Source organism: Shewanella sp. A22, from assembly GCF_053850585.1.
Genome location: NZ_JBSQBN010000027.1, coordinates 29023 through 41430 on the forward strand (window position 1 = coordinate 29023; position 12408 = coordinate 41430).

Sequence of the window (12408 nt, forward strand, 5' to 3'; positions counted from 1 at the left end):
TATGAGTGCTGAAAAATTTAATCTATTTTCTTTTCGTGGCAAGATGAAAATAATGCATTTAAGCTGGATGGCATTTTTTATCACCTTTGTTGTGTGGTTTAACGCCGCCCCATTAGTGAGTGTCATTGCTGATAGTTTAGGGCTGACCACCGCCCAAATTAAAACTCTGCTAATCCTCAACGTTGCTCTAACGATCCCAGCGCGGATTATCATTGGTATGGTGACCGACAAATATGGCCCGAGGATCACTTATTCTGCCTTATTGGGTATTTGTTCAATTCCGTGTTTTATGTTTGCCGTGGCAGACACCTTTGAGCAGTTAGCGTTAGCCCGATTTCTGATTGGTTTTATTGGTGCGGGTTTTGTGGTCGGTATTCGTATGGTAAGTGAATGGTTTCCGGCAAAAGAGTTAGGTACAGCGGAAGGTATTTATGGTGGATGGGGTAACTTTGGTTCTGCAGCCGCAGCCTTTACTTTACCCGCTATTGCCCTTGCTTTTGGTGGTCCTGATGGCTGGCGCTATGCGATTGGTATTACAGGTTTAATGAGTTTGTTATTTGCATTTGTGTATTACTTTAATGTAACCGACACCCCAAAAGGCTCAACTTACTTTAAGCCTAAGAAAGCTGGCGGTTTAGAAGTCACCAGCAAAAGTGACTATGTGTTACTGATCATTATGAAGGTACCCATGTATGCCACGTTAGCGTTGTTAGGTTGGAAGCTGTCTCCTGCAGGTGTGAGTATGTTTACTCAAGATGCTACCTACCTTATCTATCTTGGATTGGTGGTGGTGTTTTTGTTCGATTTTTACCAAACATACCAAGTAAACAAGCATTTGTTTTCAATTGAAGTACCAGAGTTTGAGCGCTATCAGTTTAAGCAAGTTGCTGTATTGAATGTGCTGTATTTCACTACCTTTGGCTCTGAACTTGCTGTGGTATCCATGTTGCCACTCTTTTTTGCTGAAACGTTCGAGCTTGGCATGGCACAAGCGGGTATGTTGGCATCAAGCTATGCCTTTATGAACTTAATGTCTCGTCCTGGCGGCGGCTGGTTAAGTGATAAGTTTGGTCGTAAAACCACCTTATTAATATTAACCGCAGGGTTAGCGATTGGATATTTATCGGTGGCACAAATTGACTCGTCATGGTCATTGCCTTTGGCTGTCGCAGTCGTTATGGCATGTTCATTCTTTGTTCAGGGTGGTGAAGGGGCCGTGTTTGCTGCAGTGCCGCTGATCAAGCGTCGCTTAACAGGGCAAATAGCGGGTATGACCGGCGCTTACGGTAACGTTGGCGCAGTGTTTTTCTTAACCGTATATTCAATCGTATCCACTCAAATTTTCTTTTATGTGATTGCGGTTAGTGCCGTATTTGGTTTTATTACTCTGTTTTTTATGAATGAACCAAAAGGGCATATTGCAGAAGTGAACGAGAATGGCGAAGTCACGTTAATCAGCGTAAGTTAAACCGAAGGCTCAAACTCTGTTTGAGCCTTCAGTTAAAAAGTATATAAGGACTAACATGGCATCCGAGGTTGCAGCATCCATTAGCCCACACAACGAAGAGGCGTTGCCTTTTGCGTCCACGTTACAGTTGGTTGTGGGTCAAGCATCAGAAAAAGGCCGGAAACTGCAAAATGAAGATGCCATAGGTATTCGTATTCCATCAGGAATACCACTTGTATCGAAGGGCGCTGTTAGTGTGATAAGTGATGGCGTCAGTACTGCTGAAGGCGGTGCGCATGCGTCTGCCATTAGCGTCAGTAATTTTCTCGCCGATTATTATTCCACTCCTGAGTCGTGGAGTGTACAAACATCGAGTCGTAAAGTATTAACGGCTTTAAATCGTTGGTTATATGGGTTAGGACAAGATTATCGCGATGCAAGACGTGGCTTTGTATGCACCTTTAGTGCATTGGTATTTAAGTCTTGTTCAGTGCATATGTTGCATGTGGGGGATTCGCGAATCTATCGCTTTAGGCGTGGAGAGTTATTGCAATTAACCCATGACCACAGTACCAATATTAATTCATCAAACCAATACCTTACGCGTGCATTGGGAATGGATGTTAACTTAGATGTTGATTACAAAACCTTGTCTGTTGAAGTCGACGATCTTTATTTACTGACAACCGATGGCGTGCATGACGTACTCTCTGAATTTGAAATACACCAAAAACTGACGGTTCTTTGTCAGCAACATCCAGCGCTTAGTGATGATTTGTGTGAGCAATTTTGCTTAATGTTAAACAAAAAGGCGTTTGATTTAGGCAGTAAAGATAACCTCAGTTCGCAGTTGTTAAGTGTCAGCCAGTTGCCGAAACAAGCTATCGATGACGTGTACCAAAGCTTGTCGTGTCAACCGTTTCCACCACCATTGAACGTTGGAATGAAGTTAGACGGTTATCAGGTAACCAATACACTTTACCAATCACAACGCAGCCAAGTTTATCGAGTCGTCAATGACCAAGGCGAAGCATTTTGCATGAAAACCCCTTCAGTAAATTACATTGATGATGCCGCTTACATAGAACGTTTTATGTTAGAAAGCTGGATAGGGCAACGTATAAACAGCACTCATGTAGTTAAGGTTGTTGAGCTGCAAAAAATAAAGTCAGCTTTGTATTATGTTACTGAATTTTTATCGGGGATAAGTCTTGGTGAATGGTTAATTCAACATAAAAAAGCTCCTGTAGAAGAGGTATTACTGCTACTTAAACAAATTGAATTAGGGATCAGAGCCTTTCATCGGCGTGAAACGCTGCATCAAGATTTGAAACCGGATAATATTTTTATCACCCGAGAAGGGGTAGTTAAAATCATCGATTTTGGTTCTTGTTATATTAAAGGCGTAGCAGAAATTAGTAGTCCATTAACTCGAGATCGTATTTTGGGTACAGCCGATTACACCGCTCCTGAAGTTATCTTGGGATATCAAGCCGATGGCCGTGCCGATTTGTTTTCGCTTGCTGTGATTGCTTTTGAGATGTTAGCTGGACAATTGCCCTTTAAAGGCAAACTTGAGAAATGTCGAACGCGGCATGATTACCAACGTTTGGACTACATTAGTGTGCATCAATTAAATCCAATGGTGCCAGAGTGGATTGATGTAGCATTACAAAAAGCGCTCAATATTGACCCTAATTTACGCCAAGCTGATACCTGTGAGTTAATTCATCAATTAACCACTGCCAAAGCGAATTATACAGTAAAAAAATATGTTCCCATTATCGCTCGTAATCCTGTTCAATTTTGGAAAGTTACCACGATTATTTTATTTTTGTTTTTAATGTTGTCTTTGCTGAATAACTGATGATGCTTTGATTGTATTTAAATGGTGTATTTAGCGATGCTACCTGAGTTTAAATAATAACTGCCTCTATTAACTATTCTTTTTTTATAAATTTCTGTAAATGTATTTAAATACTTTTTCATTGGTAAATTACCCATAAAACCATTAGGTACTAACATCTATTTGGCTGTTTTTAATTATTTTATATCCGTTAGTTTATATTTACCCTCTACTTCGCGCTTACCTATCACTTATCTATTTATATTAATAGGTATACTTTCTTGATAATTATTCATTTTAAATCAACGCATTATTTGTTTTTGTAGTAATAAAGTAGGGGGAAGGAATTAATTTAACCTATAGGTCTATGTTGTTTTAATACTCGAGATGGATTCGGTCTAGATGTGGTGGAGTCATAATATTGATACTACATATCGGATAGTTGTTAAGCGAGTTGAACATGATGTTCATAACGTTAGATAACTAGAGACAGGAAATATGATATTGGATAAGCATCTACACCAACATCGTTTAAACGCAATCGCTAGGATACTTTCATTAGTGTTGTGTTTAATGTCTTTCCCTAGCCTTGGACAACAAGATTTAAGTGATATTGATGAACTCGGGATTGGCAGGAATAATATCGCAAATGCCAATCAAAATGGTGACGAATTATTAATAAGCTTAACTCAATATGGATTTGGTCATCGATTTAATACAACTCAGTTAGGTAATAATAACCAGATATCTTCCACTCAACAAGGAATCTTAAATAGTGTTACTGCCTTTCAATCTGGGAGTGATATTGAAGCGAGTATTTACCAATCTGGTGCAGGTAATCAAGTGATTGCAAGTCAGATAGGTTTCAATTTACTGCTCGGTGTGGATCAAGTCGGTACCAATAATTTAGCCGTTATTTATCAGACCGGTAGTGAGAATGCTATTTGGATCCAGCAGTACGGTTCCGGAAATGCTGTAGGTGTAACCCAGTGGGGAACAACACAAAATGTGACTGTAACCCAAAATAATTAATTTAAATAAGTTTAATCAATCAGATAAAGGGAAATACGAAGATGAAACATTCTAAATTAGCGATTTTAGTGTCAGCAGCTCTATTTACATCTGCGGGTGCTTTTGCAAGTGATAACAATGATACAACAGTCACTCAAACAGGTAATAGCAACGCTGCAACGGTCGTTCAAGTTGTAAACAGTAGTGATAATGATGCCGGTATTGAGCAAGTTGGTAATAGTAATAGTTCAACGATTACTCAAGCTGAAACATCAAATTCACAGGCTTCATCATACCAAGAGGGGGACAGTAATGTATCCACAATTGACCAACATAATTCGACAAGTACCGCTAGCGCAATAGTGGAATCTGTTGGTAATAGAAACCAAGCTATTGTGACACAAGAGTTCTTTAATGGTGATTTTGCTGAAGCTGCGGTTAATCAGAATGGTGACGATAACAAGGGAACCATCACTCAAAATGATGGTAACGGTGCTACGTCTACAATTAATCAAAATGGCAGTGAAGATACAGCAGAAATTTACAACTATTGGTCTGATTATGCAGAAGCAACCGTTAATCAAGCGGGTGGTCCTGGTAATGATGCTTATATTGAGCAGGAAGCATCGGATGGTGCAAGTGCCACATTGACCCAAAATGGTTCGAATAATAACGGTGATATCTTACAAAATACTCAAAACTATGATGGTGCGGGTAGCGATGATACTACTGCTATTTTAGAACAGGTAGGGAACAGTAATATTGGTCTCATTGAGCAAACTGGCCTATCTAATATGGCTGATGTTTACCAAAATGGTGATTTACATGATGCCCATGTTGATCAGAGTGATGGAAATAATAATGCTCAAGTAAATCAATATGGAACAAATCAAATGGCATTGGTTACGCAAGTCGATTTTGATAATTATGCTGAAGTTAATCAATCGAATGCCGATAATAATGCAACAGTTACACAAAGTGGTTCTACTTCCACTTTGGGAAATACTGCCAATGTGGACCAAGACGGTGTGGGTGATACCGCAACGATTATGCAAGTAGGCTTATCAAACTTAGCTGTTGTTGAACAAGGTGCTGACAGCTTTAATAACACGATTGCGATTAGTCAACTCGGGGATGACAACTATGCAGGCGCTTCAACTCAATTAGGTGGATTAAGCACCATTACAATTACTCAAACAGGTAATCGTAATATTATTGATAATTCACCAAACACCGCTAACTATTATGATACTGGAGTTGGTGCTGGCACATATGGTGCTGAAAATACAATTACAGTTGATCAGTTAGGCGATGATAACAAAGCGTATGCCGATTCATCTGATTTATCAACCGTGGTTGATATTGACCAAACCGGAAATGAAAACGAAGCTTATGCTGAATCTTGGTTGGGAACTGATAACGAAATACTGGTTAGTCAAACAGGTTTCAGCCATTTCTCAGATGTATTTGTGAATGGTGCAGGTAGTAATATTATTCATGTTACTCAAACAGATATGAATAACTCTGCCATTGTGACCAGTGTTGGTTCTGGTAACACTGTAACAATTACTCAAGGCATGTAGTACAAAAGTATAATAAAGGGTGCGTAAGCACCCTTTTGACTAATTGTTAAAAAAAAGTAGCCTTGATAATGTACATAAACATTGATGTAGGTTCTGTGTTAATTGGCACCTAGTTAATCTTCACATGGAGTGTAAATGATGTTTAAAGTCGTAAATTGGATGATAGTGTCTCGGTCGCAGTTATTGACTGATTTACTGGATTGTCGTTGGCCGCAAGAGTTTTTAATCAAATTAACGAAGACTCAACCCTGCGAAATGGCAAAAATGTTAGCGAGTGAACATATTTCTGTAGTGGTGTTTGACTTATCAACAATTGATTTACAACAAACATATCAATTACAACGCTTTATCGAACGTGAATATTGTGCCATTCACACCATTTTTCTCAATTTCCCTAAACAACTTGATACCAAATTTCTCATTCATCCTGCAACAACAATTGGCGTGTTTTATACCGATGCAAGTTTAGCGGAGATTAGTCATGGTATGAATAACATTCTTAAAGGCCGAAGTGTTATACCGCAAGGTTTACAGCATTCAATATTAAACGATGAACATGATGAAGAGAGTGAACATCTGACTATTCGTGAGCGAGAGGTATTACAGGCTTTATTGTCTGGTAGCACCAATTTAGATATTGCTAACCAGCTGTTTGTCAGTGAATCTACGATTAAAACTCATCTATATCGTGCATTTAGAAAAATTGGCGTTTCCAGTCGTGGTCAAGCAATTGCTTGGGCACAAACTCATATGCATGAGGTGAGAGTGTGAAACATTATCTAGCGATGCTTTTCTGCTTAATGGTTTATTTAGTCGTATTTATCAATGGTGCATTCGCTAATGATTTGCAAAATGATAACCACCAAAATTCGGCCGTCAATGTACCAGAATTTACGAAAGCAGAAATTGCACCGACAACCGACAACCTTAAGCCTCAATCAAAAGCCTCAGCTGCTCAAGAAACGCTATTAAAGAAACCCAATGAGCAAGTGGTGAGTGTCAGTGATGAAAAACCAAAGCATGAAACAGATTTAATCGACGGGTTGATTTTAAATCGCGCCATGACAAGGTTTGGGCACAGATTTTACCGTGAGTTTGTAAGTGCTTATCGTGATATTAATGGCACAACAGATCACTCAGGGTTAACCGTTGTTGAACAAGCAACAGCAAGAAGTGGCAGTAAAATTTTAGTGTTACACAATCGAAAACCCGTTTTCGTGACCGTTCTATCGCCTGCAAGTCGTAATATTGATAAACAAGCGATTGTCGCCGCCAAAAGAGTTGATTCGATGTTAATGCAGTACCAACAGCAAGTAAAATGGAGTGCGTTTTTTGATCCAGATCTCGCACCTGATGAATTTTAGGCAGGGAAAGTATATGAAAAAAATACTATTAATCACTTTCACGCTACTCGTTTCGTCAAGCTCAATGGCCACACAGTTAGTGTACACACCAGTGAATCCAGCTTTTGGTGGTAACTATCTTAATGGTACGTATCTGCTTGCAAATGCGTCAGCGCAAAATGACCATCAAGGTGGATCTTCCTATGTAGCTCCTACAGCGTTAGATCGGCTAGCCAGTTCGTTACAGTCACGTTTAATGAGCCAACTGTTTAATGATGCCGCTAACGGGGGAGAGGGCTATTTAAAAACCGATGACTTTGAGATAAATGTAGTCAATGAAGACGGGTCTTTACTCGTTCACATCACCGATGTATTAACTGGCGAAACCACTATTATTGAAGTCGGTGGCATTGTTGGCACGTCTACTGGAGGTTAATCATGAAAAAACTATTGCTTAGCCTATTGGTTATCTCGCTTACGGCTTGTTCTTCTATTGACAGAGAGTTTGATGGTATAGAAGCTTCAACGAGTCTTATGCCAAAAAGTGACACCTACTATGATTTAGTGAGCTTACCCGCGCCACAAGGGAGTATGGTTGCGGCAGTGTATGATTTTCGTGATCAAACAGGGCAATATAAACCTTCACCGTCGAGTAACTTTTCGACCGCTGTGCCGCAGTCTGGAACTGCTTTTCTCGCTCAAGCATTGAACGACTCTGCTTGGTTTGTGCCTGTTGAGCGTGAAGGGTTGCAAAATTTACTGACTGAACGAAAAATTGTTCGAGCAGGACTGAATGGTGATGCGAGTAAATTACCGCAGTTGAACAGCGCACAAATTTTAATGGAAGGTGGCATTGTTGCTTATGATACTAATGTTAAAACCGGTGGAGCAGGTGCTCGATATTTGGGGATTGGTACATCAGGGCAATATCGTGTTGACAGTATAACGGTTAATCTTCGTGCGGTAGATATTCGTTCCGGACGACTGTTAAGCAGTGTCACCACAACCAAATCTGTTATTTCAAAAGAAATTACTGCAGGTGTGTTTAAGTTTTTGGATGCTCAAGACTTATTAGAAGCAGAAGCGGGTTATACCTCAAATGAACCTGTTAGTTTGTGTATTGCTGCAGCAATTGAAAGCGCTGTGGTACATATGATTGCAGATGGTATCTGGAAGCGTTCTTGGAATTTACTTGACCCAACGGTAGGGTTGAAAAATCCAACATTACAAAAATATTGGTTAGAAGCTCACCCTGAAAATCAAGTCAGTATCCGCATTAAACAAAGCTAACTTTTGGTCTTTACGCTAAATGATTAATACCGTAAAAAACGAATACCATCATTGGTATTCGTTTTTATGTTACGTTAACTTAATCAATATAACCACATTTTAGCTTTTTGTGAGTCACTGATCGTTAAGGAAATAGTATCTAATATAGCTTCTTTAATATGAAATTGACCTTGCATGAGTTCATCCCGTCTAAACCAATGTAAAGTGATTTGATCGCCAATTGACAAATTTTGCAATTGTTGTTCAAATTGACTAGTCACTTGTAAGTTGTCGGCAGCTATTAATAAATCACCTGCACTTAACCCCGCTTGATGTGCTGGACTGTGTTGGCTAACTGTTAGTATTTTTAACCCAAATGATTCTGCTTTTGTTTTCGCGCCAAATCCAATGTTATAGCCTGTAGCTTCAGCACCACCTAAATCTGCAACACCTTCGCCTGCTCGTAACGTCATGTTAACGCCAACTTGAGCCAATAATGCTTTTAATGGCAAATCGTCGGTGTTGTCCAAATAAGCAAAGATATCGTCACAGGGTCTATTCAGTATTGTTTCAACAATACGCTGATGGCTAGTGATGTCGGTTCCCACACCCGTTAATCCATATTGTTGCCATAATTGGCGCATAACATCATCTAAACTGTGTTTTCCTTGTGTTTCTGTGCGCAGGGATAAATCTAAAAACAAGGCAAACAATGCCCCTTTGGTGTAATAGCTGACAATGGCATTGGCAGCATTTTCATCTTGTTTATAAAACTTTGTCCAAGCATTAAAACTCGATTGTTTTAAGGTTTGTTTAAAGCGTCCTTCGCCTCGGTATACTCGAGTCATAATTTGACTGAGCAGAGTAAGATAACCTTTTTCATCAATACATTGTGATTTAAAAGTAATTAAATCATCATAGTATGATGTAATCCCTTCATAAGCCCATAATTGAGACGTATAGGATTCTTGTGATAAATCAAACGGAGTAAATTCAGCTGGTTTAATGCGTTTTACGTTCCATGAGTGGAAGTATTCGTGACTGCATAATGATAAATAAGTGCGATAACCTTTATCTACAGGTGCATCAATTGACAGGGGTAAGTCGTTGCGAGAGCACATTAAGGCGGTTGATGCTTTATGTTCTAAACCGCCAAAACCATTATCTAAAACCGTTGTCATAAACACATAGCGCTTAAATGGCGCTGGGGTACTAAACAAATCGATTTGATATTCACAAATGGCCTTTAAATCTTTAGCTATACGAGCCATGTTGGCTCGGTGTTTACCACTGAGTACGATATCGTGTGGAACACCGGCCGCATAAAAGGTGTTGATGGTGAGTTCACCCATTTCAACTGGATGGTCAATTAAGTCATCGTAGTTTTCAGCACTAAAATCACCAAAACCAAATTGCTCGCCAGTTGTTCTCGTCATGCTGGTGGCCAGCGTCCAATGGGTTAATTCTGCAAGTGCAGGTTTAGCAATGGTTACTGTATGTGGCAGAGACTCAAGACCATTAGCCGCTAGAAACACACTACTACCATTAAAAAAGCCATGGTTAGTGTCAAGGTGTGCAGTTCGAACAGACAAATCCCATGCATAAATTTGGTAGCACAAACTAATGTGGTCACCTTGGTTATTCAATTGCCATGTTTGTTTATCTAATTGAGTGACAGATAACTTTTTTTGGTTTTCTTTGGCATCTATTTCAATGATATTTTTGGCAAAATCGCGGATCATATAACTTCCCGGCAACCAAGCCGGTAATGAAAATATTTGTGATGGTTTTGCGTTTGTTAGTGTAAAGGTAACTTCAAATAAGTGGGCTTTGGGATCGATCGCATGAATATGGTAATGCATAAAGAATTCCGAATAAGTAGGCGAGTCGCAATCAAAACGATTGAGCTATAATCGACAATGCTGCCAAAAATGCTGACGTTAAGCAAACGAATCCCATTTTAAGGAAAAGATTGTCTATAAAAAGCGTTTTTACTGGAGTGATAGATCAAAGACTTGATAGTATTATCAATAGCAACAATGCAGTTATTTAATGAGGATCCCCTAATGGCCGAAGAAACCATATTTAGTAAAATTATTCGTCGTGAAATTCCAGCAGATATTTTATATCAGGATGAGTTAGTGACTGCGTTTAGAGATATTGCACCACAAGCACCAACCCATATACTTATCATTCCTAATCATTTAGTTGCTACAACGAATGATGTTAAAGCGTCTGATGAAAAAGCATTAGGGAGAATGATGACTGTAGCGGCCAAACTTGCCGATGAAGCCGGTATTGCAGAAGACGGTTATCGCTTAATCATGAATTGCAATAAGCATGGTGGTCAAGAGGTGTACCACATTCATATGCACCTTTTAGGGGGCGAACCATTAGGCCCAATGCTGAGTCGTGGATAATGAAAATTAACAGTGATTTTTTTCCGTTAACAGAAGTGGCCACGCGGTTTGTCAATCAACTGGCCCAATGTCGTCGTTTAGGGCTTACGGTGCAAGAAGCCAGCGAGCATCATGTGCTTATTGAGCTGCCTTACAGTCAAGATATTATTGGTTACCCAGACACCGGAGTCATTCACGGTGGGGTTATCACTACCTTAATCGATACTGCTTGTGGCACCGCTGTGGTATGCGCCATTTTGAAAAAGTACCAGTTGTTAGAGTTATCACCCACATTAGACTTGCGTGTTGATTATATGAAACCCGCAGAGCCTCATAAGTCGGTTTATGCTTTTGCCGAATGCTACCGTTTATCGTCAAGCGTTGCCTTTACTCGTGCAATTGCGTATCAAGATAGTATCGATGAACCTATTGCTCATGCTGTGGGTTCATTTATGCGTATTAGTCCTGAAATGGTAGGTGAAGAGTTTCGTCAAGCATTAATGGGTAATTTGGCGGAGGCGACATCATGAGTGACCTAACCAATATCGATACACAAAAGGGGTTAGATGTTCAAGATGTGGTCAAGCGTGCCATTGAACTCAATGATTATAGTTACCTACTTGAAAAAGTGCCTTACTCACAATTTATTGGTATGTCAGTCGCTCGTTTTGGTGACGAAATGGTGTTTAGACTCCCCGCTAAAGATGACAATATTGGTAACCCAATATTGCCCGCTATTCACGGTGGGGTCATTGCTGGGTTTATGGAGATGTCGGCAATTGTGCAATTAATGGTATTTATGCAAGCCAAGAAAGTGCCGAAAATTGTCGATTTTTCCATTGATTATTTACGTGCTGGTTTGCATCAAGATACGTTTGCCGAATGTAAAATTACGCGTCAAGGCCGCCGCGTGGCAAACGTAAGTATCAATTGTTGGCAGACTAACCGTAAACAGTTAATTGCCACGGCAAGAGCACACTTTTTGTTAGATTAACGTAAGGTGTTTTAGCTAGCGTAAATGAAGGGGAGTAGCATGAAATTAGCATCAACTATCGTTTTTACCTCTACGTTGTGACTTGGTGCTTACGCGCACAATACCGCGGGTATAGTGGTTAATTAACGTAACGTGTGTGTCACCCTTGATGGTGGCCGATTTAGTTAAAGCATTGGCACTTATTCAAAGTCAGTAGAGGCACGACTTACACGTATAATATACGTTTACTTGGTATGGTACTAACGGATTGTTCATTGAAGATGAGGCAAGCAGTTGGGCGTCGGTTAATTACATGGCATGCAGCAGTTGCAAGTGAGTGGCGTGGCGCCAAATTCTCAAGAAACACGTTTTGATACCAATCCTATTAACTATGTGGTCTTTCAGCGGGCGTTCAAAGTGCTGTAGGCAAGGCAGATGATTGAAGCGAATAGTGATCCTCGGTAACAAGCTCCTGCGTTACTCTACCTCCAGCATCTGACCGCCATGGAGGGTGGGAATGTCTTATTTTTTATGGAA

The 12408-nt window shown here is 40.0% G+C and carries 12 protein-coding genes; 11 read left to right on the plus strand and 1 reads right to left on the minus strand.

Going from position 1 to position 12408, the window contains the following annotated elements; translation table 11 throughout:
* Position 1: 1 nt before the first annotated feature.
* The 8 genes from ACWXWT_RS07180 (at position 2) to ACWXWT_RS07215 (ending at position 8520) form a co-directional block, all read left to right on the plus strand.
* On the plus strand, positions 2–1468 hold the full coding sequence (locus tag ACWXWT_RS07180; protein ID WP_456040936.1) for a NarK family nitrate/nitrite MFS transporter: 1467 nt from the start codon (positions 2–4) through the stop codon (positions 1466–1468).
* A 55-nt stretch (positions 1469–1523) separates the two neighbouring features.
* The gene (locus ACWXWT_RS07185; protein ID WP_456040937.1) at positions 1524–3314 is read left to right on the plus strand and encodes a protein kinase domain-containing protein; all 1791 of its coding nucleotides are present in this window, start codon (positions 1524–1526) and stop codon (positions 3312–3314) included.
* A gap of 483 nt (positions 3315–3797) precedes the next feature.
* Positions 3798–4325, plus strand: coding sequence for a curlin (locus ACWXWT_RS07190; RefSeq protein WP_456040938.1), 528 nt, complete (start codon positions 3798–3800; stop codon positions 4323–4325).
* A gap of 41 nt (positions 4326–4366) precedes the next feature.
* A complete protein-coding gene (locus ACWXWT_RS07195) occupies positions 4367–5887 on the plus strand; it encodes a beta strand repeat-containing protein (protein WP_456040939.1) in 1521 nt (506 codons plus the stop codon).
* Positions 5888–6025: 138 nt separating this feature from the next.
* Positions 6026–6658 (plus strand): LuxR C-terminal-related transcriptional regulator, encoded by a 633-nt coding sequence (locus ACWXWT_RS07200; RefSeq protein ID WP_456040948.1) that lies wholly within the window; start codon positions 6026–6028, stop codon positions 6656–6658.
* A complete protein-coding gene (locus ACWXWT_RS07205) occupies positions 6655–7251 on the plus strand; it encodes a curli production assembly/transport protein CsgE (protein ID WP_456040940.1) in 597 nt (198 codons plus the stop codon). Before ACWXWT_RS07200 ends, ACWXWT_RS07205 begins: the two co-directional genes overlap by 4 nt.
* Positions 7252–7264: 13 nt before the next feature.
* Positions 7265–7666, plus strand: a complete 402-nt coding sequence (locus ACWXWT_RS07210) for a curli assembly protein CsgF (RefSeq protein ID WP_456040941.1) — start codon at positions 7265–7267, stop codon at positions 7664–7666.
* 2 nt (positions 7667–7668) lie between these two features.
* Positions 7669–8520 carry a CsgG/HfaB family protein gene (locus tag ACWXWT_RS07215; RefSeq protein ID WP_456040942.1) on the plus strand — a complete coding sequence of 284 codons (852 nt, stop codon included), beginning with the start codon at positions 7669–7671 and terminating at the stop codon, positions 8518–8520.
* 83 nt (positions 8521–8603) lie between these two features.
* On the opposite strand, the gene ACWXWT_RS07220 is transcribed toward ACWXWT_RS07215, so the two are convergent.
* Positions 8604–10361, minus strand: coding sequence for a M61 family metallopeptidase (locus tag ACWXWT_RS07220; protein ID WP_456040943.1), 1758 nt, complete (start codon positions 10359–10361; stop codon positions 8604–8606).
* A gap of 204 nt (positions 10362–10565) precedes the next feature.
* Here ACWXWT_RS07220 and hinT point away from each other — a divergent pair, with 204 nt between their 5' ends.
* Genes hinT through ACWXWT_RS07235 form a run of 3 tightly spaced genes read left to right on the plus strand, consistent with a single transcriptional unit; the run spans position 10566 to position 11892 of the window.
* Complete coding sequence (hinT, locus tag ACWXWT_RS07225) at positions 10566–10919, plus strand: purine nucleoside phosphoramidase (RefSeq protein WP_456040944.1); 354 nt, start codon at positions 10566–10568, stop codon at positions 10917–10919.
* Positions 10919–11428 carry a PaaI family thioesterase gene (locus ACWXWT_RS07230; protein ID WP_456040945.1) on the plus strand — a complete coding sequence of 170 codons (510 nt, stop codon included), beginning with the start codon at positions 10919–10921 and terminating at the stop codon, positions 11426–11428. The genes hinT and ACWXWT_RS07230 overlap by 1 nt, the downstream gene beginning before the upstream one ends.
* On the plus strand, positions 11425–11892 hold the full coding sequence (locus tag ACWXWT_RS07235; protein WP_456040946.1) for a PaaI family thioesterase: 468 nt from the start codon (positions 11425–11427) through the stop codon (positions 11890–11892). The genes ACWXWT_RS07230 and ACWXWT_RS07235 overlap by 4 nt, the downstream gene beginning before the upstream one ends.
* Positions 11893–12408 lie beyond the last annotated feature (516 nt).

Coding starts and splice junctions, on each gene's coding strand:
- ACWXWT_RS07180 (WP_456040936.1), top strand. CDS start 2: ATGAGTGCTGAAAAATTTAATCTATTTTCTTTTCGTGGCAAGATGAAA.
- ACWXWT_RS07185 (WP_456040937.1), top strand. CDS start 1,524: ATGGCATCCGAGGTTGCAGCATCCATTAGCCCACACAACGAAGAGGCG.
- ACWXWT_RS07195 (WP_456040939.1), top strand. CDS start 4,367: ATGAAACATTCTAAATTAGCGATTTTAGTGTCAGCAGCTCTATTTACA.
- ACWXWT_RS07200 (WP_456040948.1), top strand. CDS start 6,026: ATGTTTAAAGTCGTAAATTGGATGATAGTGTCTCGGTCGCAGTTATTG.
- ACWXWT_RS07210 (WP_456040941.1), top strand. CDS start 7,265: ATGAAAAAAATACTATTAATCACTTTCACGCTACTCGTTTCGTCAAGC.
- ACWXWT_RS07215 (WP_456040942.1), top strand. CDS start 7,669: ATGAAAAAACTATTGCTTAGCCTATTGGTTATCTCGCTTACGGCTTGT.
- ACWXWT_RS07220 (WP_456040943.1), bottom strand. CDS start 10,361: ATGCATTACCATATTCATGCGATCGATCCCAAAGCCCACTTATTTGAA.
- hinT (WP_456040944.1), top strand. CDS start 10,566: ATGGCCGAAGAAACCATATTTAGTAAAATTATTCGTCGTGAAATTCCA.
- ACWXWT_RS07230 (WP_456040945.1), top strand. CDS start 10,919: ATGAAAATTAACAGTGATTTTTTTCCGTTAACAGAAGTGGCCACGCGG.
- ACWXWT_RS07235 (WP_456040946.1), top strand. CDS start 11,425: ATGAGTGACCTAACCAATATCGATACACAAAAGGGGTTAGATGTTCAA.